The organism is Runella sp. R5_40 (assembly GCF_057652295.1).
Genome location: NZ_JBYFCH010000006.1, coordinates 199,574 through 221,562, shown reverse-complemented (window position 1 = coordinate 221,562; position 21,989 = coordinate 199,574). Strand labels below are relative to the sequence as shown.

The window sequence follows — 21,989 nt, the reverse complement described above, 5'->3', positions numbered from 1 at the left end:
ACATTTGCCTCTTGCAAACTTGCCCCTTGTCTATTTGCCTCTTGCACATTTGCCCCCTGCCTATTTGCCAGTATTTGATAAGTAAATCAAGATTTTCTTGGGTTTTCGAGGAAAAATAAAAATATTTGCATTGACAACTAATTTCAGTCAATCTCTATACAGTAAACCACCAATTACAATGACAACGGACACATTGGCCATGGAAATTCAACGCGTAGAAGCTTCGCGTATCCATGAAGTAGATTTCGACAATTTGGTATTTGGTCGCCATTATGCCGACCACATGTTTGTCGCCGATTACGTCAACGGCGAATGGACTAACCTTCAAATTGTACCCTACGCCAACCTCAGCCTCAGCCCTGCTACAGCTTCTCTCCACTACGGACAAGCGATTTTTGAAGGTATGAAAGCCTACAAAAACGACGCGGGTGAAGTGCTCATGTTCCGTCCATTGGACAACTGGGCGCGTTTCAACAAATCGGCCGTACGGATGTGCATGCCCGAAATCCCAGAAGAAATTTTTATGGGCGGCCTCACAGAATTGCTTCGTTTGGATTCTGCTTGGGTTCCTACTGCTCCTGATACATCGCTTTACATTCGTCCGTACATGTTTTCGACAGATGCGTACATTGGCGTAAAAGCTTCTGATACGTACAAGTTTATCATTTTTACTAGCCCCGTAGGCAAGTACTATTCAAAACCTCCTCGTGTGAAAGTAGAACAACACTACATCCGCGCGGCTGAAGGAGGGGTAGGTTACGCCAAATGCGCTGGCAACTACGCTGGTTCGTTGTACCCTGCGCGTTTGGCTCAGCAACAAGGCTACGACCAAATCATCTGGACCGATGCCCGCGACCACGAATACGTGGAAGAATCAGGGACGATGAATGTGATGTTTTTCATGGACGGAAAACTCATTACTCCTGCTACTTCAGACACTATCCTCAACGGCGTGACCCGCAAGAGCATCGTGGACATTGCACGTCATTGGGGTATTCCAGTCGAAGAGCGTAAAGTAGCGGTAAAAGAAATAATCGACGCGTTGAAAGAAGGTCGTTTGGAAGCTGCTTTCGGCGCAGGTACGGCCGTGGTGGTGTCGCCGTTTGGCGTTATTGGCTACGAAGGTGTCGATTACGAACTCCCTGCCGTAACCGAGGACTCTTTTGTGGCAAAAGTAAAAGCTTTCTTAACTGACCTCCGCACGGGTAAAGTAGAAGACCCGTTTGGCTGGATTGTAAAGGCGTAAATCCATAACTTTCTCTTTAATCGTCGGACGGTTTAATGCCGTCTGACGATTTTTTGCTTAGATAGGGTTTTGTTTTTCTTTTTTCGAATGTTTTGAGTCGCTGAAATGTTAGATTTGTAAAAAATGATTAATTATGTACACCGCAATTAAAGGGATTTATGAGAATGGAGTACTGACAATGACTGAAACTCCTCCAAAAATTAAAAAATCCGAAGTTGTTATTTTGTTTATGAATGATTCTGATACCCCCAAAGGGGTTAAATTAGGGAGCCTAGAAGGCAAATACAGTATTCCAGAAGATTTCAACGAACCACTTGACGATCTAAAAGAGTACATGTAATGGCTTATATTGTTGATACCCAAATTTTTATTTGGAGCATTATCAGTCCGACTAAACTATCTGACCAAGTTAAAGAATTGCTCCAAAGTCATCAAGTTTTTGTGTGCCACATTAGCCTATTTGAGATTGCCATTAAACAAAAAATCGGTAAACTACCCGAACTAACCTTGTCTATTGATGACTTGATACACCAAGCCACGATTGATAACTTTTCATTTCTCCCTATTACTGCCTCTCATATTTCTTCGTATGCTACCGTACCGTTGATAGAATCTCACAAAGACCCTTTCGACCGACTTATTATTGCCACTGCCATTTCAGAAGGTTTACCAATTATCTCCGCCGATGAGAAATTTAGTCTCTACGAAAACCTTATCACACTTGTAAAAGCCTAAACACAACATGGGTATTTTACGCCTCCCCCAACTTCTTATACTTCAAATACGTGTAGCGTGCGTTTTCTTTGGCAATAAACCAGCCGTAGTATCCGTCTAAAAAGCCCAATTTTACCACATATTCTACCAAAAAGCGAAAGGCTGGGCTGAGGTAAATCTTTATAAAATTTGCTTTTTTTCCTGCTTTCATTCCTTTTTCGGCAAATAGTGTACTATAACGATCCGTTTTTTGGGCAAATTGTTCCAAGGTATCTACCGTGTAATGATACACGTAGCCCGAGAGTTTTTGAACCGAATGTTCGGGGCGAATGGTGAGTCCCTCGTGGACGGCGTCGGTGTTCCAATGAATGTTTTTCTTGTTAAAAATCCGAATGTGGGCTTCGGGATTCCAGCCGCCAAAGCGAATGAGTTTTCCAGCAAAAACGGTTCGAAAAGGTAAATTAAACGCATCGGTCTTCGGCTCCGACGCAAACGCCGCGCGAATACTTTTTGCAAGTTCGTCGCTAACAACCTCATCATCGTCCACCGACAAAATCCAATCGTACTTAGCTTGGTCGTTTCCAAAGTTTTTTTGCTCCGAATACCCAGGCCACGGCCGCTCAAAAACACGCGCGCCCAAGGCTGCGGCCACAGTGCGGGTGGCATCTTTGCTACCTGAGTCCACCACCACGATGTCGTCGGTCAGGGTTTTGAGGGCTTCAATCGTTTTAGCGATTTTTTTCTCTTGGTTTACGGTGATAATCACCGCCGAAAGGGGAAGTAACACAGGCTTCGTTTGGTTGAAATAGTTACGAAACGGTGATTAAGCCGCCAAGGGCAGCGTAAGAGCAATCACCGTTCCTTCATCAATGACCGAACGCACCAGTAAGTTCCCATCCAGTTCTTCTACTCGTTTTTCCATGTTAAACAAGCCATTGCCGCTGCCCCGAACCGCCTCTTTATCAAAGCCCACGCCATCGTCTTTGATGCGCAGATGCAGGCGATCGTTTTCTTTGAATACTTGCACCCAAACGTGTCGGGCTTGGGCGTATTTGGCCACGTTGTTGATAGCTTCTTTAAAAATCAAATAGAAATTGTACTGTTGGTTCGACGGGAGTTTGTACTCTTCTAGGTCGTTCGCGACACAAAATTCGTATTTTATCCCTTTGGGGTCGAGCATTTCGGACGCAAAAATTTTCATTTTGTTCAACATGCTCTCCAAACTATCGTTCATCGGGCGGGTAGTCCAGATAATATCGCGAATCGTTGCGACTGTCCGTTGGGAATTAACGCTTATCAAATCCAGCAACTCCCGCAGTTGACTGTCTGTTTCTCTCACTTGGCGTTTGGCAGCCTGACTCAGCATGGCGACCCCACTCAAGGTTGCGCCTAAATCATCGTGCAAATCGCGGGCAATTTGGGTCCGAATTTTATCTGATAACTGCATTTGGCGGATGGTTTCGGCCTGAACTTTTTGGGCATCACGGATTTGTTTCAGTCGATTTTGGTAAAAAGCGAAGCCAATAAAGCCCATCAACAACACTACTATCAACGCCAAAGCCACAATCAGTGCCGTTTTTTGGTGTAATTCGGCCTCTTGCGCGGCCTTGATTTGTTTCAAACGTTGGTTTTCTTTGTCTTTTTCAAACGCATTGTATTTCAATTCCACCAACTCCGCCCGCACGACGTTTTTCTTTTGTTCAATCGAATCGTTGAGGACTTTATATTTCTGAAAATACGTCAGCGCGTCGCGGTAATTTCCCTGCAATTCTTCCAAATCAGCTAGTTCTTTGTTCAGCTTGGCCGTTTCTACCAGCGACCCAAATTCCTGCGCCGTCTCAAAAGCCTTTTGTAAATATTCTTTGGCTTCTTCAAAGTTTTGTTGCAATCGGTACGTTTGGGCTATTTCTTGGTAACACTGAATTTGGAGCAATTTTTCGCCGTGAATTTGGCTTCGTTCAATGGCTTGGTTGAGGTAGTCGAGCGCCGTACTAAACTCTCGGCGGTGGTTGTAATTACGGCCAATGCCTAGCAAAATTTGGGGTAAAATTTGGTAATTTTGGTCGGCATCTTTGGCCAAAACCAGCCCTTTTTGCAAGTATTTCAACGATTCTTCGTAGCGCCCCATTCGTCGATACAAGTCTCCGATTTGTTCATGGTTGACGGCCATTCCTCGTTTTTCGGGCTTTTCCTGCTTTTGGTTCAGTTCCAGTGCCTTAAAGGTATATTCCAAGGCTTTGGGAAGCTGATTCATCGACTTATAATTTTCGGCAATGTTATTCAAACAAATCGCTTGCCCCCGCTCCCAGCCCGATTGTTCAAACAGTCGCAGGGCTTTTAAATAATACTCTTGGCCTTTGGCATAATTTCCTTCCAACGACTCCAAAATGGCGTAATTGATAAAGCTTTGGCCCAAATTCACTTGATTATTAAGCTGTTTGGCCAACTGATTGGCCTCGTTGGCATAACGCCACGCAGCCGCTTGGTCGATTTCTGACAACCGATACGAAAGGCGGTGCAAGGTCACTACCCGCGCACTATCGAGTGCAGGATGCGTATCTAGCCAATGCCGTAAGCTATCGACCATTTTATTCTGGGCGCACACCACCGTTCCCAACGCCCAGAGCACTATTCCAATATATCGCCAACATCTCATACAAGAATTTCCTCTTCTGATTTTATTAGGCGAATTTCCTAATTTTCTTGCAGCAACACTAACACAATTTAGTTAGTGGTCAATTAATTAAAAATACGCAGTACTTTCCCCACTCGTAACCCCGTGTGTTTTTCTTCATCTACCACCAATTGACCATTCACCACCACGTATTTTATGCCCTTAGAATACTGGTGAGGACGGTCGTAGGTAGAGGCGTCGATGATGGTATTTTCGTCAAATACAACCACATCAGCCTGCATGTTTGATTGCAAGAGTCCTCGGCCTTGCAGTCTAAACTTTTGGGCAGGAAGCGAAGTCATGCGGCGAATGGCTTCTTCCAACGGAATGATTTTCTTTTGACGAACATAATAGCCCAGCACACGCGCATTGGTGCCATAACCACGCGGGTGAGGGACACCAAAGTTATAGACCCGAATCGACGCATCCGACGCAAACATATTTTGGGGATAACGCATGATGTTTTCCACATCCCAATCACCCATTCCGTGGAAAACCATGCTGGCGTTGCCTTTCAGCACCAATTCTAAAATGGTTTCGGCCTCAGCTTCCGCTTTGTGTTTTCGTCCTTTGAGGAGGTTGATTTCCTCTAAGTTTTTTCCGTTAAGCGATGGGTCTGGGTCGTAGGAAGCGACTACCGCATACGTAAAATGTTTTTGTTGGCGGCGCTTGAGGGTCGCTACCATGTCTTTCACCATCCGTTCGTGCGTAATAGGATTAGCCACGCGGGCTTTGATAGAATCTTGCCCACCTGCCAACGCCCAACTCGGCAGCAACGTCGTTAAACCTGTGCTACTGGCAGTATAAGGGTATTGGTCAATCGTGACGTCGATGCCTTCGCGGCGCGCACTTTCGACCGCCGCCAAGGTTTCTTTCGAGCGCCCCCAGTTGTTTTGCCCACTTACTTTAAAGTGTGAAATTTGAACAGGAATGCCCGTTTCTCGGCCTATTAACACTGCTTCTTCGATGGCTTTGAGAACGTCATCACCTTCCGAACGAATGTGCGACGCATACACGCCGCCGTAGCGAGCCGCTACCCGCGCCAATCCCACGATTTCGTCAGTCGTAGAAAAAGTCCCTGGAATATAAATCAGGCCCGTTGCCAACCCTGCGGCTCCGTCTTTCATCGCTTTTTCTACCAGGGCTTCCATCTTTTTTTGTTCGTCGGGCGTAGCAGGGCGATTGACGGTACCCATCACGGCTTGGCGAACGTCGTTATGACCAATCATCGACGCTACATTAACGGAGGTTTTGAGGCTGTCTAATTGCCCAAAATAACGTCCTAAATCCACGTTCGACAAGCCACAGTTTCCCGTTACGACGGTCGTTACGCCGTCATAAATAAAGTTATCAGCCGTGGGGACACGAAATTCGTCTTCTTCAATGTGGGTATGAACATCAATAAAACCTGGGCAAACAATCAATCCTTTGGCATCTACGATGCGTTTGGCCGTGGCAGAAGGTAGTGAACCTACCTTTGCAACTTTTCCGTCTTTGATGGCTACATCGGCATTAAACCACGCATTGCCCGTCCCATCTACTACTTTCCCTCCTCGAATCAGCAAATCGTATTGTTGAGCAAAAAGCGTTAGATGTACCAAAAGAGCAGCCAGCGTCAAGCAAAAGTGTTTCATTGTAAAAAGTGGTTTGGTTGATTGATAAATACGTTGTGCTGTGAAGCGGGTTATGTGTTGAGGGTTGCTCACAACCCGATTACTTTGCGCGACGGGGTTATGTCCCCCTAACAACATAGGCGCGGGTTGTGAGCAACCCGCTTCACATTAAAAATACAAAAAGCGGTTGACATCACGCCAACCGCTTTTAAAGTTATTGTTCGTTCCCTAAAATCGGGGCACTATTTATTGGGTTTTTGAAACGATACCCCCTTTGCGGCTATCGACTTCTACCGTCCATTTGTCGGCTTTACCTTTCACAATCCAGCGAACTTTTACGGCATTACCGCCAGCACCGCCGCCGAAAGGCCCACCACCGCCGCCAAAGCCACCACCAACCGTACCAGGAAGGTTAGGGACTTCAATCGTTTGTGGGTTGTATTTTTGCTCACGCGTAAGACCCAAATCATCGTTTTCCACAATCATACCCGCTACAACTTGCGCGTTTTTCAAGGTAATGTAATCAGGACGTTCGATTTTGAAACGAAGGTCATGCGCTGAGTGGGTCGGGATAGCCCGTTGGTTTTGAATCGTAGCCGTTACTTCGCTAAGTCCATTGGCTAAAGCACGTGACTTGATGTCCACAATCTCGATTTTAGGCATGTGGTACGCGTGCAACATCGTGAAGGCCATGTTACGGTGTCCTTCTTCTTCCAACAAGAAACCTGGGGTGTTACGGATGTAGTTCTTTTTCGTTCCACCAATCTCAATATCACCGTATTGTGGGTGCTTGAATGGCTTCCATTTTACGTAGCTATCGCCCAACAACAAATACTTATCAAACTCCTCAAATTCAACGTTTTGGTTTCTATTTTCGGTTGAATTTTTGTTAAACATGCGGTATGCAGTATTGATTTCGTTGGAAAACATAAACACCCCACGTCCTAGGCCAATCCAGTCGATTTCACCACCATAAACGGTGTATAAATCTTTCCAAAGTACAAAATAACGGTACCCAGGAATCATCTTTTCTCCCGTTTTTCCGATGACATCATACACGGCGATGTCCGACTGTGGAACGTACATCGCATCTTCTTCCGCGCCAGGAGGACGTAAGAACATTCCCCCAAAGTTGTGGTAACTTTGGGCTCCTGCGATGTTTGAGTGGCTATAGAAAAATTTCTTCACGTTTTGCGTTTCGGGCAAACTTCCAGGGTAGAACAATGCACCACCTTGGATATAGTCTGGCTGCCAGCCCCAGCCCCAGTCGCGGTTCGGGTCGTATGCGCCAGGGTTATCTTCGTTGACACGTCCGTCGCCATCGTTGTCAATTCCCTCAAAACCAAGCAATTCGTACTCACCTTTTTCGTCAGGCTTTGCCAAAATCATACGTTCAGGAAACTCAGGGTCAATTTTATAACGTCCCGTTGGTGACTTGCGGCGCATGTTTACAATGTGCCCATCACCGTCCAAATCATCGTACGAATCCTCGTCCACCAAGCCATCGCCGTCGTCGTCCAACGGCATCATACCCGAACGCGACGAACTTGTGGTATTGGCTTTATGAATAAAATTCTCGTGTGCATCAGGGTTCAATGATGGCAAAATGTAGAACGTACGGCCTTTGAGCATGTCCGTTACAAAATCCATTTTACCAAAGCTTTCGGCCAAATACCAAGCCGTGTACATCGCAAATTGCGTTCCTTGAAGCTCGTTGGCGTGGATGTTCCCGTCAATCCAAAACGCAGGCTTAGACTCAGGGCGGCCACTCTTAAAATCGGTGATGGTGATGACGTACATTTCGCGGCCTTGGTACGACTTTCCGATAGATTCGTATTTGACCAAGTCAGGATACGCTTTGGCCAACTCTTGGGTGAGTTTGTTGAAACCAGCGTAATCCATGTAATAATTCCACGCCCATTTTACTTTCGGATTGGCAGGCGAACCAATCGCCCGCATTCCCGTCAGGTCAGCGTCGATATTGGGTGCTGTTTGCGCCATTACGCCCATGTACATAGGAGCGCAAAGCGTAGCAGTTATGATTGATTTTATGTATTTTTTCATTGGAAATTTCGATTAACGATTTGCGGAACAAATTTACTTCAACGTCACCTCGGTCGATTGTACGCCTGCCGTTGGGCATCCAGCCTCAATCGTAAGTTTGCCAGTACCCGACACAAGCCACGTATATTCTTCTGACTCATCTACCCCCAACGCACCTCTGAGGTTGAGACGTTTTCCTGAAACAATCGCTTGGCCACTGCCCAATTTAAGTTCCGTTTTTACTTTTTGAACAAAGCGAACGCGGTCACCAATTTCGGCATACGTTGGCAATAAACCTTTGTTGATAACCGTCGCTGTGATGCGCGTCAAGTTATTTCCAAGTGATTCGGTTTTTACATTTACCAACTGAATTTCTGGCATTTGAGCACCTAATCCCGACAAAAACTTGAGGTGTTTGTCAGCAACAGGCTCTAAATAAGAAAGTGGTGGGTTCAATTTTACAAATGGAGCTACGCCACCAACTTCTACTTTTTGGTTAGGGAAATCAGGATGTTGAATGGCTTTCCAATCCACAAAAACGCCCGTCAATTTTTCTTTGTCCGCCCATTTCAAGAAACGAGTATCGTCTTCGCTTGCATTGGCAGCACTTGCCGAAGCTGCTGCGGCTGCCGCAGCGGCCGCACCACCACCGCCCATCATGCCACCCGCTCGGCCACCACCGCCACCACCTGCTGCGGGAGCTGCGGCACCTGATGGAGCAGCCCCTGCACCTGAAGGAGCAGCAGCGCCAGTACCACGACGTGTAGAGTCGCGTGGGGCTTCGACTTTAGGCACCCACCAACCTGGGGTAGTAAAGCTGTAACGACCCGCGTGGAAATACGCCGTTTGCGAGAAGTTTCCACGGGTTTGTGGCATCGCTGGCGCATCTTTCATAGCCGTACGACTGTTGTACAACTTCGACACTTGCTCCATCGCTTTGGCATCTTTAGAAAGTGGTCCCGTGATGATACGACGAGCTACTTTAGACGCATCGAAACGCGGCGCTTCGCTAAGGTTGTTGTTAGGGCCAAAAGTCAATACCGCAAAAATATTTGGCGCACGGTACAAGAAGTCAAGCAAGGCGCGTACTTCGGGTTCAGAAGCAGCGTACTCGCCCGAGCCTGTCACGAAAATTTGGTAGTCAAACGTAAAGTTGCGCTCTGGGTTGATACCTCCTTGACCGTCTTCGTTATAAACGCGGTCTTTGTCGTTGTCAATCCCTTCACTGTGCAACAAATACTTACCCACTTCTCCCTTGGTAGGGTCGGCTTTCACCATGATACGTGGGTCTTCTTTGCTCGCAACAAACGACCCTGTTGGATCTTCTACCCGCATCCAAGTAATCATTCCGTCACCGTTGAGGTCTTCAAACGGGTCTTCGTCGAGGCGGCCATCGCGGTCGTCATCGGCTTTGGTATCATTTCCAGTACGTTCAAATTTTAGCTTTGCCGCAAACTGCTCCTGCGCATCAGGATTCATGCTTGGCAAAAAATAAAACGTTTTGGTTGTCAATAATTTAGCAATACTATCAGCATTGGCCGAAGCAAGCATTTTTTCAGCCGTTTGAATGGCCAACTCCGTTCCAGCTAAGTGCGTGCCGTTTAGACCTGCCACGACCAAGATGGCAGGTTTTTTGGTCGCATCTCCTTTTCCAAGCGTAAGCAACCACAGGTCGCGCCCGCCTGCGCTCTTGCCAATCGAGCTAACGGTGGCTTGGGCAGCGTATTTTGTGGAGAGGTTTTTGAGACGAGTGGAAAGTTGGGCGTGATTGTTGTAGGACGTCTGCGCCTGACTGACGGACGCCATTCCTACCAACGCCACCACTCCTCCGTAGAGTAATTGACGAATCATTTGGGTTTGGTTTTTAGTTTGACACGGCAATTTACTACAAGAAATGTGACACTTCTACCCAATCAGGTAAAGAGAGCGATAAAAACCAAATTTGTATAGAGATAAGGCGAAGTTTTGGCTCCTTTTTTATTTTAATAGCGCCCTGATTTCCTGCTCTATCTCCGCCGCCTTCTTTTGAGCTTCTTCCAGCGGAAGTCCTACTTTCATTTCGGGGCGTTGGTGTTTTGTGGCGGTCAGCCAGGCATCTTTCATCATCGCTTGGCGTTGTTGAACCAACTTAAAAACCGCTTCCGACGAGGGGCGGTCGGGCAGGGCGCTCTTGGGTGTCCCCGCTTTAGCGACCTGTTTTTCACCCAAATACAAAAGCACTTGTTTGGCCATAATCCAGTGCCCAACCTCGCCAGGATGCACACCATCTTCGGCCAAAGCAAAGCCCGAAAGACCAAATTGCTCGTCGATTTTGCGGTGGGCGTCGAGGTAGGTTTTCATGGGGTAATGAATGTCGATAACTTCCCACTTTCTGGTTTTCCGTAAACTCAGCAACCAATCAGAATATCGGTCGAGAACGGCAGCGTAACCTGCATTTTTCCCGCGCAATTCGTCAAAAATAGGAGGAGTAAGGTGAACAATTTTTACGCCCGTTTTTTCTACTTCTTCGTGCAGCCATTCGATTCCTTCCCGAAACTTTTGAAAACGGTCTTCCCCAAACGGCAAATAAATACCGTCGTTCATTCCGTAGCAGGCAAAGACCAAGTCGGGTTTGGTAGCTTTGAGCACACGGTCGAGGCGCTCGTGCAAATCGGGACGGGGAAAACGTCCACCCGCGTGGCCTTCTTCCGACAGCCCCGAAACGGTTTCGCTGGGTAGCCCTACGTTGATAAATTCAATCGAACGCTGCGGATAATGCGTCACAAAATAGGCTTCAATGTCGGTTACGTAACTTCCTGCGTACGTAATGCTATTTCCCACAAACAACACCCGACGTACCTGCGGCGGGATGCCTTGGGAGAAACTCAATTGAGCAACCAACAAAAAGAGAAGAATTCGTAGAAATGGCATTTTATCAACTTGTTTTGTGTTCACCAACAAAAGAAACTAAACGTCGGAATGTACTCTTTGTTAGAATTACGTCATCTTTCTAAAAACTACCCACCTCAATCGGTTTTATCCGACATTCAATTGGAACTTCAAACGGGCGAAATTCTTGGTCTTTTGGGCGAAAGTGGTTCGGGAAAAAGTACGTTATTGCGTTTGGCAGCGGGGCTAATTGACCCCGACGAAGGTGAGATTTGGCTCAACGGCGAAAAATTACGCCTCGCCAGCGACCAGCTCATTCCTGGGCATCCCGATATTAAAATTGTTCACCAAGATTATAATCTGTCGTTGCCCATCAGTGTTCGGGAAAACATTGCGTACGCGCTTCGGTATTACCAAAAAGTCTATCGCGACGAGCGGGTGGACGAGCTTATCGAGCTTTGCCACTTAGAAACAGTGGCCGACAAACCCGCCAAATCGCTGTCGGGTGGAGAGAAACAGCGCACCGCCATTGCCCGCGCGCTGGCCGAAGAAGCCAAAGTGCTGCTCCTCGACGAGCCATTTGCGCATTTGGATTTTGCCAACCGCCGTCGCCTCACCCAAACCATCCGCACGCTGGCCGAAGAAACGGGGACTGCCTGCATTTTTGTCACCCACGATGCCCCCGATGCCCTCAGTTTGTCGGACCGAATGGGAATTTTATACCAAGGGAAACTATTACAAGTGGGCACACCCCAAGAAGTATATCAACAGCCCATCAGTGAGTACGTAGCGGAGTTGACGGGAGAAATCAATGTTGTGCCTCGCAGCACGTTTGAGCAGTTTTTTGGAACTCCTCCCCAACCGTCTGACACCTTGCTGATTCGTCCTGAGCAACTGACCATCACCGAAACCCAAGGCGTACAAGGCATTTGGGCAACGGTAGAGCGAAGCATTTTTGAAGGCAGCCGCTACCGAATTCAGTTAATTGCTGAACAACAATCGTTTATCGTGTATGCTCCGATTGCGTTTCCCAAAGAGAAAAGCGTATTTTTGACGTATCTTTTTCCAACAACCTACTAACCACTTTCTATGAAACTAACGTCTTTACTCTCCCTCGCGGCGGGGGTTTTGTGCAGCGTGTCGGCCATCGGCCAAGGCACACGGCTTTTGCGTCAGCCTACCGTCAGCGACCGCTCGGTGGTGTTTGTATATGCCGATGATTTGTGGATGGCCGACCGCGACGGTGGCTCTGCCCGCCGCCTTACCACGCACGAAGGCACCGAATCGCTTCCGCATTTTTCGCCCGATGGCAGCATGATTGCCTTTTCGGCCCAGTACGGCGGCAACACCGACGTGTATGTAATGCCTGCCATGGGCGGTGAACCCAAACGCCTTACGTGGCACCCAGGCGAAGATGCTGTGCAAGGTTGGACACCCGACGGCGCCAGTATTGTCTTTCGTTCGGGACGAAGCGGCTACCCAACGGCCCTGACCAAATTATTAAAAGTGAGTTTTAAGGGAGGTTTCCAAGAAGAACTTCCCATGCCGCAAGCCTACGCGGGGGAAGTGTCGCCCGATGGACAAATGGCGGCTTACCAAACCATTGGTTTTTGGGATCCCGAGTGGCGCAACTACCGAGGCGGACAAGCCCAGCCGATTTGGATTGTGGATTTGAAAACGCTCTCGCTCAAAACTACTCCCCAAACCGACCGCGAACGCCATACCGACCCTGTTTGGTACAAAAACGTCGTTTACTTTTTGTCGGAACGCGATTATGCCAACAACGTATGGTCGTTTAATCCCAAAACCAACGAACTCAAACAGGTAACGTTCCACAAAGATTTTGACGTAAAAAGCTTAGACGCCTCCAACGACCGCATTGTGTATGAACAAGGCGGCTATTTGCATTTGCTCGACCCCCAAACGGGGCAAGCCAAGCAGCTCGTTATCAACGTTCAAGGGGATTTTACGTGGGCTACGCCGCGTTGGCAGGACGTCCGTTCGGGAGGCTTACTCAATGCGTCGCTTTCTCCTACGGGCAAACGCGCGTTGTTTGAATACCGTGGCGATATTTTTACCGTACCCAAAGAAAACGGCGATTGGCGCAACATCAGTCACAGTTCAGGCGTGGCCGACCGCTACCCTACGTGGTCGCCCGACGGGCAGAAAATAGCGTGGTTTTCGGACGCGAGCGGTGAATATCAACTGATGGTTTCGGACCAAGAAGGGCTTCAAAAACCCAAAGCGATTTCGTTGCCTTCACCTACGTTTTACTTCCGCCCCGCGTGGTCGTCGGACAACAAACACCTTGCCTACACCGATACTGATTATAATTTATGGGTGATAAATACCGAAACGGGGCAACCCAAAAAAATAGACACCGAGCGCTATGCCCACCCCAACCGCAGCCTTAACCCCGTGTGGTCACCCGATGGCAAATGGATTGCCTACGCCCGTCTTTTGGACAATCAATACAAGGCCATCAAGGTCTATAACATCGAGACAGGCGCTAGTCACCAACTGACCGATGGGATGTCGGATGCGATGTCGCCCGTGTGGGATGCGAGTGGAAAGTATTTGTATTTTTTGGCCAGTACCAACTTTGCCCTCAATACGGGCTGGCTCGACATGAGCTCGTACGAGCGTCCCGTTACGCGCGGCGTGTATATGGTCATTCTGGCCAAAGGTGAACCTTCGCCTTTTTTGCCCAAAAGCGACGAGGAAGAAGCCCCCAAAGTAGAAAAGAAAGAAGCTGCTCCTGCCAAACCCGACGACAAGGCCAAAACCGAGCCTAAAAAAGACGAAAAACCCGCGGAAGCCAAAAAAGAAATTTTGGTAAAAATTGACCTAGAAGGCATCGACCAGCGGATTTTGGCACTTCCCAAAGTAGCATTAAAAGAATACGACGAAATCATTGCAGGGCCTGAAGGTAGTTTATTTTTTACCGAAAACGTCGCTGACCAATCGGGCGTGACGCTGCACAAATACACGTTGAAAGACCAGAAACGGGAGGAGTTTTTGAAAGGAATTCAGGGAGCAATTACCTCGCACGACCGCAAAAACCTGCTTTACCGCAGCGGAACTACGTGGGGAATCGCCAATGCAACCGCCGCCACGGCAAAAATGGGTGACGGTCGCCTCAACACCAGCGAAATGAAACTATGGGTGGACCCGAAAGCCGAATACAAGCAAATTTTCCGCGAAGGATGGCGCTATCAACGCGATTTCTTGTACGTCAGCAATGTACACGGAGCTCCTTGGAACGACATCTATAAGTGGTACTCACCTTGGGTAGAACACGTACGCCACCGCACCGACCTCAACTACGTGGTGGATATTTTGGGGGGCGAAGTGGCCGTGGGGCACTCCTATACCTCAGGAGGTGATTTCCCAACCCTCGACAACAACAACCCTGCGGGGCTTTTGGGGGCTGATTTTACAATCGTAAACGGCTTTTACCGCATCAAGCGCATTCTGACGGGCGAAAACTGGAATCCTGACTTGCGAGCGCCTTTGTCTAGCCCTGGCATCGACGTAAAAGAAGGCGATTATTTATTGGAAATCAACGGTATTCCCCTCACCGCCGACGTGGATATTTACAGTTTGCTGGAAGGCACGGCCAACCGACAAATTAAAATTAAGGTCAATGCTACGCCTGATTTGGCCACGGCCAAATCGGTTACGGTCGTGCCCGTCGCCAACGAAACCCAGCTTCGAACGCGGGCTTGGGTGGAAGGCAATCGCCGTAAGGTGGATGAGCTTTCTAAGGGACAATTGGCTTACGTTTGGATTCCCAACACGGGCAACGGTGGTTACGAATATTTTAACCGTTATTATTTTGCCCAACAAGACAAAAAAGGCGCAGTTATCGACGAACGCAACAACGGCGGTGGCTCAGCTGCTGACTACATCGTGGACGTATTGGCCCGAAAACTGCAAGGATATTTCAACAGCCGCGCCAACGACCACAAACCTTTCACGACGCCGATGTCAGGCTTGTGGGGGCCTAAAGTAATGATTGTCAACGAGCGCGCAGGGTCGGGCGGCGACTTGATGCCGTTTTTGTTCCGCCAAGCCAAAGTAGGCCCGCTCGTAGGAACCCGCACGTGGGGCGGATTGGTCGGTACGTGGGACACGCCACCGTTTATCGACGGTGGACGCATGGTAGCTCCGCGCGGTGGTTTTTATGACGTGGACGGAAAATGGGCGGTAGAAGGCGAAGGCATTGCCCCTGACATTGAGGTACACCAAGACCCCGCCAAAGTAGCCAAGGGAGAAGACCCGCAACTCGAAAAATCGGTGCAAGTGGCATTGGACTTGCTAAAAACCCAAGGCGTCACGCTCAAACCCGAGCCAGCAGCTCCTATTCGTTACCGAAGACCGCAGAAATAGCGTTGAACCTTGGAAAGGTTTATTCAACCTTTCCAAGGCTGTTTACAATATGCCCGTTTGTCGTTTTGAATTGGAGAGGCAGTTCAGGGCTTGTCCCAAATCGGAGTTTAGGGGTACAAGCTAGGGCACAAATTGAAAAACAATTGGCAATATTTTACAGGCTAATTATGTTTCAAACTAATAAGATTTGTTCTATACTTGTACATAATTTTTGACTTAAATAGAGGCCATTGTTAAGACCGTAAGCAGCTTTTTATAGTCATTGATGCCCTTATTCATGATTTTAAAGCAAAAAAAACTTATTCACTAGGATAATGGAAGCAACACTAAATTTTAGTGCCAACATTCAACTCACGCTTAGTCAGTTGGTAGAATTGGCAAGGCAATTGCCACCAAAAGATAGAGCTAAATTGGCTTCGATGCTTATTGAAGCAGATGCTGATGGTGCTATTATGAGTAAAAAAGAGCTAAAAGCTAAGATAAAAGAAGGCTTGCAAGATGCCAAATTACACCGTGAAGGCAAAATAAAACTGAGAACTTTGACCGAATTTTTAGAGAATGTATAGCGTAAGAGCTGCCCGAAGTTTTGAGCGGGAGGCCAAGCCATTAATTAAAAAATATGCGTCACTCAGGCAAGAATTAGCTACACTAGGCGAACAACTTCAAGAAAATCCAACGCTTGGTACTCCGTTGGGGCAAGATTGCTATAAAATACGATTAGCCATAAAAAGTAAGGGTAAGGGCAAAAGTGGAGGGGCAAGGATTATTACTTACGTTGTTACTGACAATGAAGAAGTTATTTTACTAACTATTTATGATAAGCAAATCAGAGGCACTATTTCTGAAAAAGAATTGAAAGAACTGCTGGATGAGTTAGATTAAATCATAAAGTCTCCATCCTATTCGTCACAGCCGCTCTGAGAAATAGCATTGAACCTTGGAAAGGTTGAAAAACCTTTCCAAGGCTGCTTACAACCTGCTCGTTTATCTTTTTTGCTTCCCCTACGACATCTTATCCACTAAATCCCGCACAATTTCCTGAAACGTTTATCCCAACATCTTACGGTTTTCGATTCTTTCTTTTGCTTCGATTAAAGCTTGATGAAGTTTGGCCTCCAATTCATGTTTAGGCGGAAGCTCTGTCCAGTATTCAGCTACTATAATCCCATCTTTGTGCATTTCGAGGAGTTCAATCTGTTCGTGACTGGCTTCGGCGCATAGAATAAGACCAATAGGAGCTTCTTCCCCTTCTTGTCGCTCGTAGCGGTTGAGCCATTTCAGATACAGCTCCATTTGCCCTTTAAACTTTGCCTGAAATTTCCCAATTTTGAGCTCAATGGCGACTAATCGTTTGAGTTTACGATGATAAAAAAGTAAATCTAGGTAAAAATCCTCGCCATCAATAATCATTCTTTTTTGGCGCTCGACAAACGCAAAACCCCGCCCTAACTCTAAGATAAACTGTTCGAGTTCTCGGAGTATAGCATTTTCAAGGTCGTTTTCGAGGTAGTCATTTTTCAATCCCAAAAATTCCAGAAAATAGGGATCTTTGAAGATATTGGGCGCAATCAACGTCTCTGTAATCGGCAGTTGGCTATTGGCAATGGTAGTGCGTTCAAAAACCTTTTGATTGATTTGACTTCGCAGTTCTCTTTTGCCCCAAGCGTCCTGTACAGCTTTTTGAGCATAAAACAGTTGAGCTTCTCGGTTTTTGAGAGGTAACAAAATAAGGAAGTGCGACCAACTTAATTGTCGTGCCAGTGGCACGACAATTTGAAAGTCGTTGAATTGCTCGGCAAATTGCGACATTCTTCGCAGGTTTTTTTCCTCGAAGTTTCGCCCGTATTTTTCCTTCAATTTTGTTGAGAGTGTCGAAAAAATACGCTTACCATAATCGGCTCTTTGATTTTGAAGAACGTATTCATTGATGTGTTTTCCTACTTGCCAAAATAGCAATGTCAATTCACTATTTACCTGAATAGCTACTTGTTTTTTACTCTGCTCAATTAGGTTTAAAAGCTGTTCGAGCAGGCGTTGTTCGTAAGTTTCGATGGTTAGGTTTATATCCATAGCTCTAGAGGAAATAATTTATTGATAGTAAATGAGCTTCCCCTACGACATCTTATCCACCAAATCCCGCACAATTTCCTGAAAATACGCGCCGTTGTACGGACCAAACCAGTTCATGGTGAGGGTTTCGTAGGTATCTCGGCCGTAGTATTTGTCGGGAGTAATGTAGCCGATATATCCTCCGTTAAAGCTTGTTACCATCAATTTAAGGCCCTTTTTTTCGGCGTAAGTGCTCATCTCTGCCACCAATTCCCCCGAAAAATCGCAAGGAAAACCTACCATTAGAACGTTGCCAATGCGTAGCGCTTTTACGTAATTGGGAAAATCGCCAAACGCCCAATGAAATACCCACGGACGTAGTCGCCACCCCAACGTAACGCGGGGATTAGGCTCGCGAAGCGGAATGGTGAGCGTTTCGATGCGCAAGGCAGGGTTTTCAAAGGGCTTCAGTTGGAGCAATTGTTTTTGCACGTCCGACTCCAAGCTGTCGGCTTCGGTGGCTACTTTGACCCAATCCGAATCCGACTCTACGCCCACTTTAGGCCCCATACTTCCGACCGCTCCCGAAAGAAATACCGCAAAGTTGGCTTCGCCTTTTTCCAACGAATCGACTAATACACCCGGGTAGTCGCGAGAGAGAACGATATTGTCCGAACTTGTAATCGTAGAGTGAGCCGCGTACGAGCAAATCAAGGCTTTTTGCCCATCGCTGCGTACGAGCTGAATGGTACGTACAAACGGGTCAATTGTTCCTTCATCAAACGCCCGATTGCGTACTTTTGCCGTATCGGCCAACTGATGATAGGCCACCGTAGCAGGTTTTAGGTCTTTTTGTGCCAAAGTCACGGCTTTTACGATGGCATCGGCCACCCACGTCACATTGTCGGGATTAAATTTCCCACCAAAGAGTTCGCCCACAATGCCGCCACTCCATCCTCCCATGCTGTTGTGGGTGTGGGTTGCCCCAAAATACACTTGTTCAAATGGAATCCCCGTCGCCGAAAGCTTGGTTTTTATTTGCTCGGTCACGGCGGGGGGAAGAATCAATAAATCGGCCACCACCATCGCCGCTTTGGTATTTCCATTGTCAAACACCACCGCCCGAACGTAAATAGAATCATGCACCGATTTGTACAAGGCCCCGCGACGCACTCCGTAACCCGCCGTAGGAGTCGGAGATTTGGGCGTAAAATTTACTTTGGCCCAACCGACTTTTAATGAATTAGGAATTACGGATGAGGAATTATGACTAGCATCTGTGACCGTGGAGGTTAAACCGCTTACCGACTTTTTCCAGTCTTGGTAATAGCTGGTTTGTTGGTAAGGCGTATCATCGACGGGAGCGAGCATACAGGCCAACAAGGCGACAATTAGCAATAAAATAACGCCAAGTACTTTGAGAAGAATCTTTAAGAATCGCATAGGAATGAAAAATTGCTTGTATAAAAAACTTCCCGAAAGTTAATGCACTTTCGGGAAGCCACTTTTAGCAAAGTTTCACCTTTTTTTCAATCTATCAAAAAGGCTACCATCGACTTAGGGCCGTGCGCGCCCAAGACCAACGATTGTTCGATGTCGGCGGTTTTGGAAGGCCCTGCGATGAAAGCACCAAAACCGTATTCGGCCGCACCAATTTGGGCGTAGGCGTGGTGCATCTTGGGCAAAATCGCCGATTTTTTTATGACTAATGCCAGCGTTTCAGCAATAAAAGGCGTCACTCGCTGCCCCATTTCGGCTTCGGTAACCCACACTGCCGAATTTTCGGCCACGGCAAATTGTCCTTGTAAAATGGCCAATCCTACGTCGTCCAACGAATGAGGATCAGACGTTAGCCAACTTTGTTGGGCCATGTCTGCCAATGGGGCAAGGTTGGTGACCATACGCCGCCCCGCAAAGTGCGTTTGAACGTACTGTTGGATTTCTTCCCAACTGCGCACTTCCACCACCGTACCACCGATGGTCGTCAGTACCGAAGTAAACTGCGCGACCAAATCGCTGTAAGGATTCCCAAAATCTTGTATATCTGGTAGCGGTGTCAGCGTGGGTTTGTTTTTGGCCACGGCCGCCAGTATTTTTTCACGACTCATTTTATTTAGCCCCCTGCCCCCCAATGGGGGAATGATTGTTTAAATTATTTTCATCAAACAAAGGTCAGACGATAGTCAGACCGTAGGCGATAGTCAAACCGCAGAATTTACTTCCGATTCTTTTTATACCATTCGCCAAACGACTCTTTGGGAGGCTCTGGCATTTCGCGTTGTTTATACCACGGATTCAGGGAATTGTTGACCACAAACGGCGTGTTTGACAACGTCAAACGGCCTATTTTTCCCGAAAAACGATACACCGATGGGCTCGATAATACCGCCGCCATTGCTTTCATCCCTATCGTTTTGGCAGTGGGTGAATGTCCGCTTTTGGTAAGTACTTGTCGCCAGCTGTAAAGTTGTTCGTGGATGTTGATTTTGACTGGACAAACGTTCGAGCAACTTCCGCACAACGTACTTGCAAACGGCAAATCAGCGTTTTTGGTCATGTCCAAATTGGGCGCCAAAATCGACCCAATCGGTCCTGCCACGGCATTGTGGTAACTGTGTCCGCCACTGCGACGGTACACAGGACAGGTATTCATACAAGCCCCACAACGGATACATTTGAGCGAGTTACGAAACTCCTCCCGTCCCAGCTGCCGAGAGCGGCCATTGTCCACCAATATGATGTGCATTTGTTGCCCTTCGCGGGGCTTGGCAAAATGACTCGAATAAGTTGTAATAGGCTGTCCCGTAGCAGAACGCGCCAACAACCGTAAGAAAACCCCCAAATGCTTGCGTTTAGGGACGATTTTTTCGATGCCCATGCACGCAATGTGGACGTCGGCCAAGTGCGTACCCATGTCGGCGTTACCTTCGTTGGTACAGACCACAAATTCTCCCGTTTCGGCAATAGCAAAGTTCACGCCCGTCAATGCCACGCGGCGCGTCAAAAACTTTTCGCGCAGGTGTTCGCGGGCGGCCAACGTCAACGTCGATGGGTCAGCGCAGCCTTCGGGCGTACCCAAATGTTTGTGAAACAAAACGCCGATTTCCTCTTTTTTCCAGTGAATACAGGGCATTACGATGTGGCTTGGTGGCTCGTCGGCCAACTGCACGATGCGTTCGCCCAAGTCGGTATCAATCACCTCAACGCCATTTTCGGCCAAAAAAGGATTCAAATGGCACTCTTCGGTCAGCATCGACTTGCTTTTCACGATTTGTTGGATGCCTTGCTCTTTCAAAATCGAAAGGACGATTTGATTGTGTTCGTGCGCATCGGCAGCCCAGTGGACGGTGACGCCGTTGGCCTTGGCATTTTTTTCAAACTCAATCAAGTACGTGTCTAAGTTGGACAGTACGTTGTGTTTTATCTGCGACGCCGTGTTGCGTAAATCTTCCCATTCGGGAATAGCAAACGCCGCTCGGTCGCGTTTTTGGCGCACCCACCAGAGCGTTTCGTCGTGCCAGGTAGTGCGGTCAAAATCTTTATTAAATTTATCAGCAGCCTCAGAATGATTCATAACCGACTAGTTTCTAGGAGAATGTAAAAATCCTTCTCCCGTCAGGAGAGGGATATAAGATGAGGTTAATTCGCCGTTAAGATTTCGGCGATGTGCATTACTTTGATGGGCAACTCGCGGCGGCGAATGATGCCCTCTAAGTGCATCAAACACGACATATCGCCTCCTGTCAGGACTTGGGTACCGTTCTTGATGTGGTCGTCAATGCGGTCAACACCCATACGCGCCGAAACTGCTTCTTCGGCCACGCAAAACGTTCCACCAAATCCACAACATTCGTCTCTACGCGTGAGTTGTACCAGTTCTATTCCATCGACCATTCGCAAGAGCTTTTCAGGTTTTGAGAACGCAGGCGCTACCAACTCCGACATCTGCGAAAGGTGCAATCCGCGCTGCCCGTGGCAACTTTGGTGCAGCCCTACCCGATACGGAAAATGCGCCGATAGGTTTTCGACTTTGAGCACATCGGTCAAAAACTCCGTCAGTTCATACACCCGTTGGCGGATGTGCGTCGCTTTCGCTTCCCCCTCACCTTCGGTATGCAAGTGTTCTTTGATGTGCAAGACACAGCTACCCGACGGCCCCACGATGTAGTCAAAATCAGCAAAATTTTGAACAAAAAGGCGGTTGCAATCATGCGTCAGGTGTTCATAGCCAGAATTGGCCATGGGCTGACCACAGCAGGTTTGGTTGGCGGGATACCCCACCTCACAACCAAATTTCTCTAACAATTGGAGTGTAGCAATACCCACTTTGGGGTAAAACTGATCTACATAACACGGGATGAATAAACCAACTTTCATACGACAAACATAC

18 protein-coding genes are annotated in these 21,989 nt (G+C 47.7%); 7 read left to right on the top strand and 11 right to left on the bottom strand.

Annotated elements, in window-relative coordinates:
- Positions 1 to 178: 178 nt before the first annotated feature.
- From AC23N5_RS13660 to AC23N5_RS13650, 3 genes are all read left to right on the top strand, one after another.
- Positions 179 to 1,246 carry a branched-chain amino acid aminotransferase gene (locus AC23N5_RS13660; protein ID WP_487756014.1) on the top strand — a complete coding sequence of 356 codons (1,068 nt, stop codon included), beginning with the start codon at positions 179 to 181 and terminating at the stop codon, positions 1,244 to 1,246.
- A 133-nt stretch (positions 1,247 to 1,379) separates the two neighbouring features.
- Positions 1,380 to 1,586 (top strand): hypothetical protein, encoded by a 207-nt coding sequence (locus AC23N5_RS13655; protein WP_487756013.1) that lies wholly within the window; start codon positions 1,380 to 1,382, stop codon positions 1,584 to 1,586.
- A complete protein-coding gene (locus AC23N5_RS13650) occupies positions 1,586 to 1,981 on the top strand; it encodes a type II toxin-antitoxin system VapC family toxin (RefSeq protein WP_487756012.1) in 396 nt (131 codons plus the stop codon). Before AC23N5_RS13655 ends, AC23N5_RS13650 begins: the two co-directional genes overlap by 1 nt.
- Before the next feature lie 16 nt (positions 1,982 to 1,997).
- Here AC23N5_RS13650 and AC23N5_RS13645 read toward each other — a convergent pair whose 3' ends face one another.
- The 6 genes from AC23N5_RS13645 to AC23N5_RS13620 form a co-directional block, all read right to left on the bottom strand.
- Positions 1,998 to 2,747: a glycosyltransferase family 2 protein gene (locus AC23N5_RS13645; RefSeq protein WP_487756011.1), complete on the bottom strand. Its 750-nt coding sequence runs from the start codon at positions 2,745 to 2,747 to the stop codon at positions 1,998 to 2,000.
- Positions 2,748 to 2,783: 36 nt separating this feature from the next.
- A complete protein-coding gene (locus AC23N5_RS13640; protein WP_487756010.1) occupies positions 2,784 to 4,616 on the bottom strand; it encodes a tetratricopeptide repeat-containing sensor histidine kinase in 1,833 nt (610 codons plus the stop codon).
- A gap of 83 nt (positions 4,617 to 4,699) precedes the next feature.
- On the bottom strand, positions 4,700 to 6,268 hold the full coding sequence (locus AC23N5_RS13635; RefSeq protein WP_487756009.1) for an N-acyl-D-amino-acid deacylase family protein: 1,569 nt from the start codon (positions 6,266 to 6,268) through the stop codon (positions 4,700 to 4,702).
- A gap of 225 nt (positions 6,269 to 6,493) precedes the next feature.
- The gene (locus tag AC23N5_RS13630) at positions 6,494 to 8,311 is read right to left on the bottom strand and encodes a M14 family metallopeptidase (protein WP_183970976.1); all 1,818 of its coding nucleotides are present in this window, start codon (positions 8,309 to 8,311) and stop codon (positions 6,494 to 6,496) included.
- 33 nt (positions 8,312 to 8,344) lie between these two features.
- The gene (locus AC23N5_RS13625; RefSeq protein WP_487756008.1) at positions 8,345 to 10,141 is read right to left on the bottom strand and encodes a M14 family metallopeptidase; all 1,797 of its coding nucleotides are present in this window, start codon (positions 10,139 to 10,141) and stop codon (positions 8,345 to 8,347) included.
- A gap of 126 nt (positions 10,142 to 10,267) precedes the next feature.
- Positions 10,268 to 11,200: an SGNH/GDSL hydrolase family protein gene (locus tag AC23N5_RS13620; RefSeq protein WP_487756007.1), complete on the bottom strand. Its 933-nt coding sequence runs from the start codon at positions 11,198 to 11,200 to the stop codon at positions 10,268 to 10,270.
- 48 nt (positions 11,201 to 11,248) lie between these two features.
- Here AC23N5_RS13620 and AC23N5_RS13615 point away from each other — a divergent pair, with 48 nt between their 5' ends.
- From AC23N5_RS13615 to AC23N5_RS13600, 4 genes are all read left to right on the top strand, one after another.
- Entirely contained in the window at positions 11,249 to 12,238 is a 990-nt protein-coding gene (locus AC23N5_RS13615) for an ABC transporter ATP-binding protein (RefSeq protein ID WP_487756006.1), read from the top strand.
- 9 nt (positions 12,239 to 12,247) lie between these two features.
- Positions 12,248 to 15,550: a S41 family peptidase gene (locus AC23N5_RS13610; RefSeq protein ID WP_487756005.1), complete on the top strand. Its 3,303-nt coding sequence runs from the start codon at positions 12,248 to 12,250 to the stop codon at positions 15,548 to 15,550.
- 314 nt (positions 15,551 to 15,864) lie between these two features.
- On the top strand, positions 15,865 to 16,116 hold the full coding sequence (locus tag AC23N5_RS13605) for a hypothetical protein (RefSeq protein ID WP_487756004.1): 252 nt from the start codon (positions 15,865 to 15,867) through the stop codon (positions 16,114 to 16,116).
- Entirely contained in the window at positions 16,109 to 16,432 is a 324-nt protein-coding gene (locus tag AC23N5_RS13600) for a hypothetical protein (RefSeq protein ID WP_487756003.1), read from the top strand. The genes AC23N5_RS13605 and AC23N5_RS13600 overlap by 8 nt, the downstream gene beginning before the upstream one ends.
- A 165-nt stretch (positions 16,433 to 16,597) precedes the next feature.
- Here the strand turns inward: AC23N5_RS13600 and AC23N5_RS13595 are convergent, their stop codons facing one another.
- The 5 genes from AC23N5_RS13595 to AC23N5_RS13575 form a co-directional block, all read right to left on the bottom strand.
- Positions 16,598 to 17,620, bottom strand: a complete 1,023-nt coding sequence (locus AC23N5_RS13595; protein ID WP_487756002.1) for a PDDEXK nuclease domain-containing protein — start codon at positions 17,618 to 17,620, stop codon at positions 16,598 to 16,600.
- Positions 17,621 to 17,662: 42 nt separating this feature from the next.
- A complete protein-coding gene (locus tag AC23N5_RS13590; protein ID WP_487756001.1) occupies positions 17,663 to 19,042 on the bottom strand; it encodes a neutral/alkaline non-lysosomal ceramidase N-terminal domain-containing protein in 1,380 nt (459 codons plus the stop codon).
- An 86-nt stretch (positions 19,043 to 19,128) separates the two neighbouring features.
- Positions 19,129 to 19,707 (bottom strand): LutC/YkgG family protein, encoded by a 579-nt coding sequence (locus AC23N5_RS13585; RefSeq protein WP_487756000.1) that lies wholly within the window; start codon positions 19,705 to 19,707, stop codon positions 19,129 to 19,131.
- A gap of 107 nt (positions 19,708 to 19,814) precedes the next feature.
- Positions 19,815 to 21,173, bottom strand: a complete 1,359-nt coding sequence (locus tag AC23N5_RS13580) for a lactate utilization protein B (protein ID WP_487755999.1) — start codon at positions 21,171 to 21,173, stop codon at positions 19,815 to 19,817.
- A 65-nt stretch (positions 21,174 to 21,238) separates the two neighbouring features.
- Entirely contained in the window at positions 21,239 to 21,976 is a 738-nt protein-coding gene (locus tag AC23N5_RS13575; protein WP_183970967.1) for a (Fe-S)-binding protein, read from the bottom strand.
- Positions 21,977 to 21,989 lie beyond the last annotated feature (13 nt).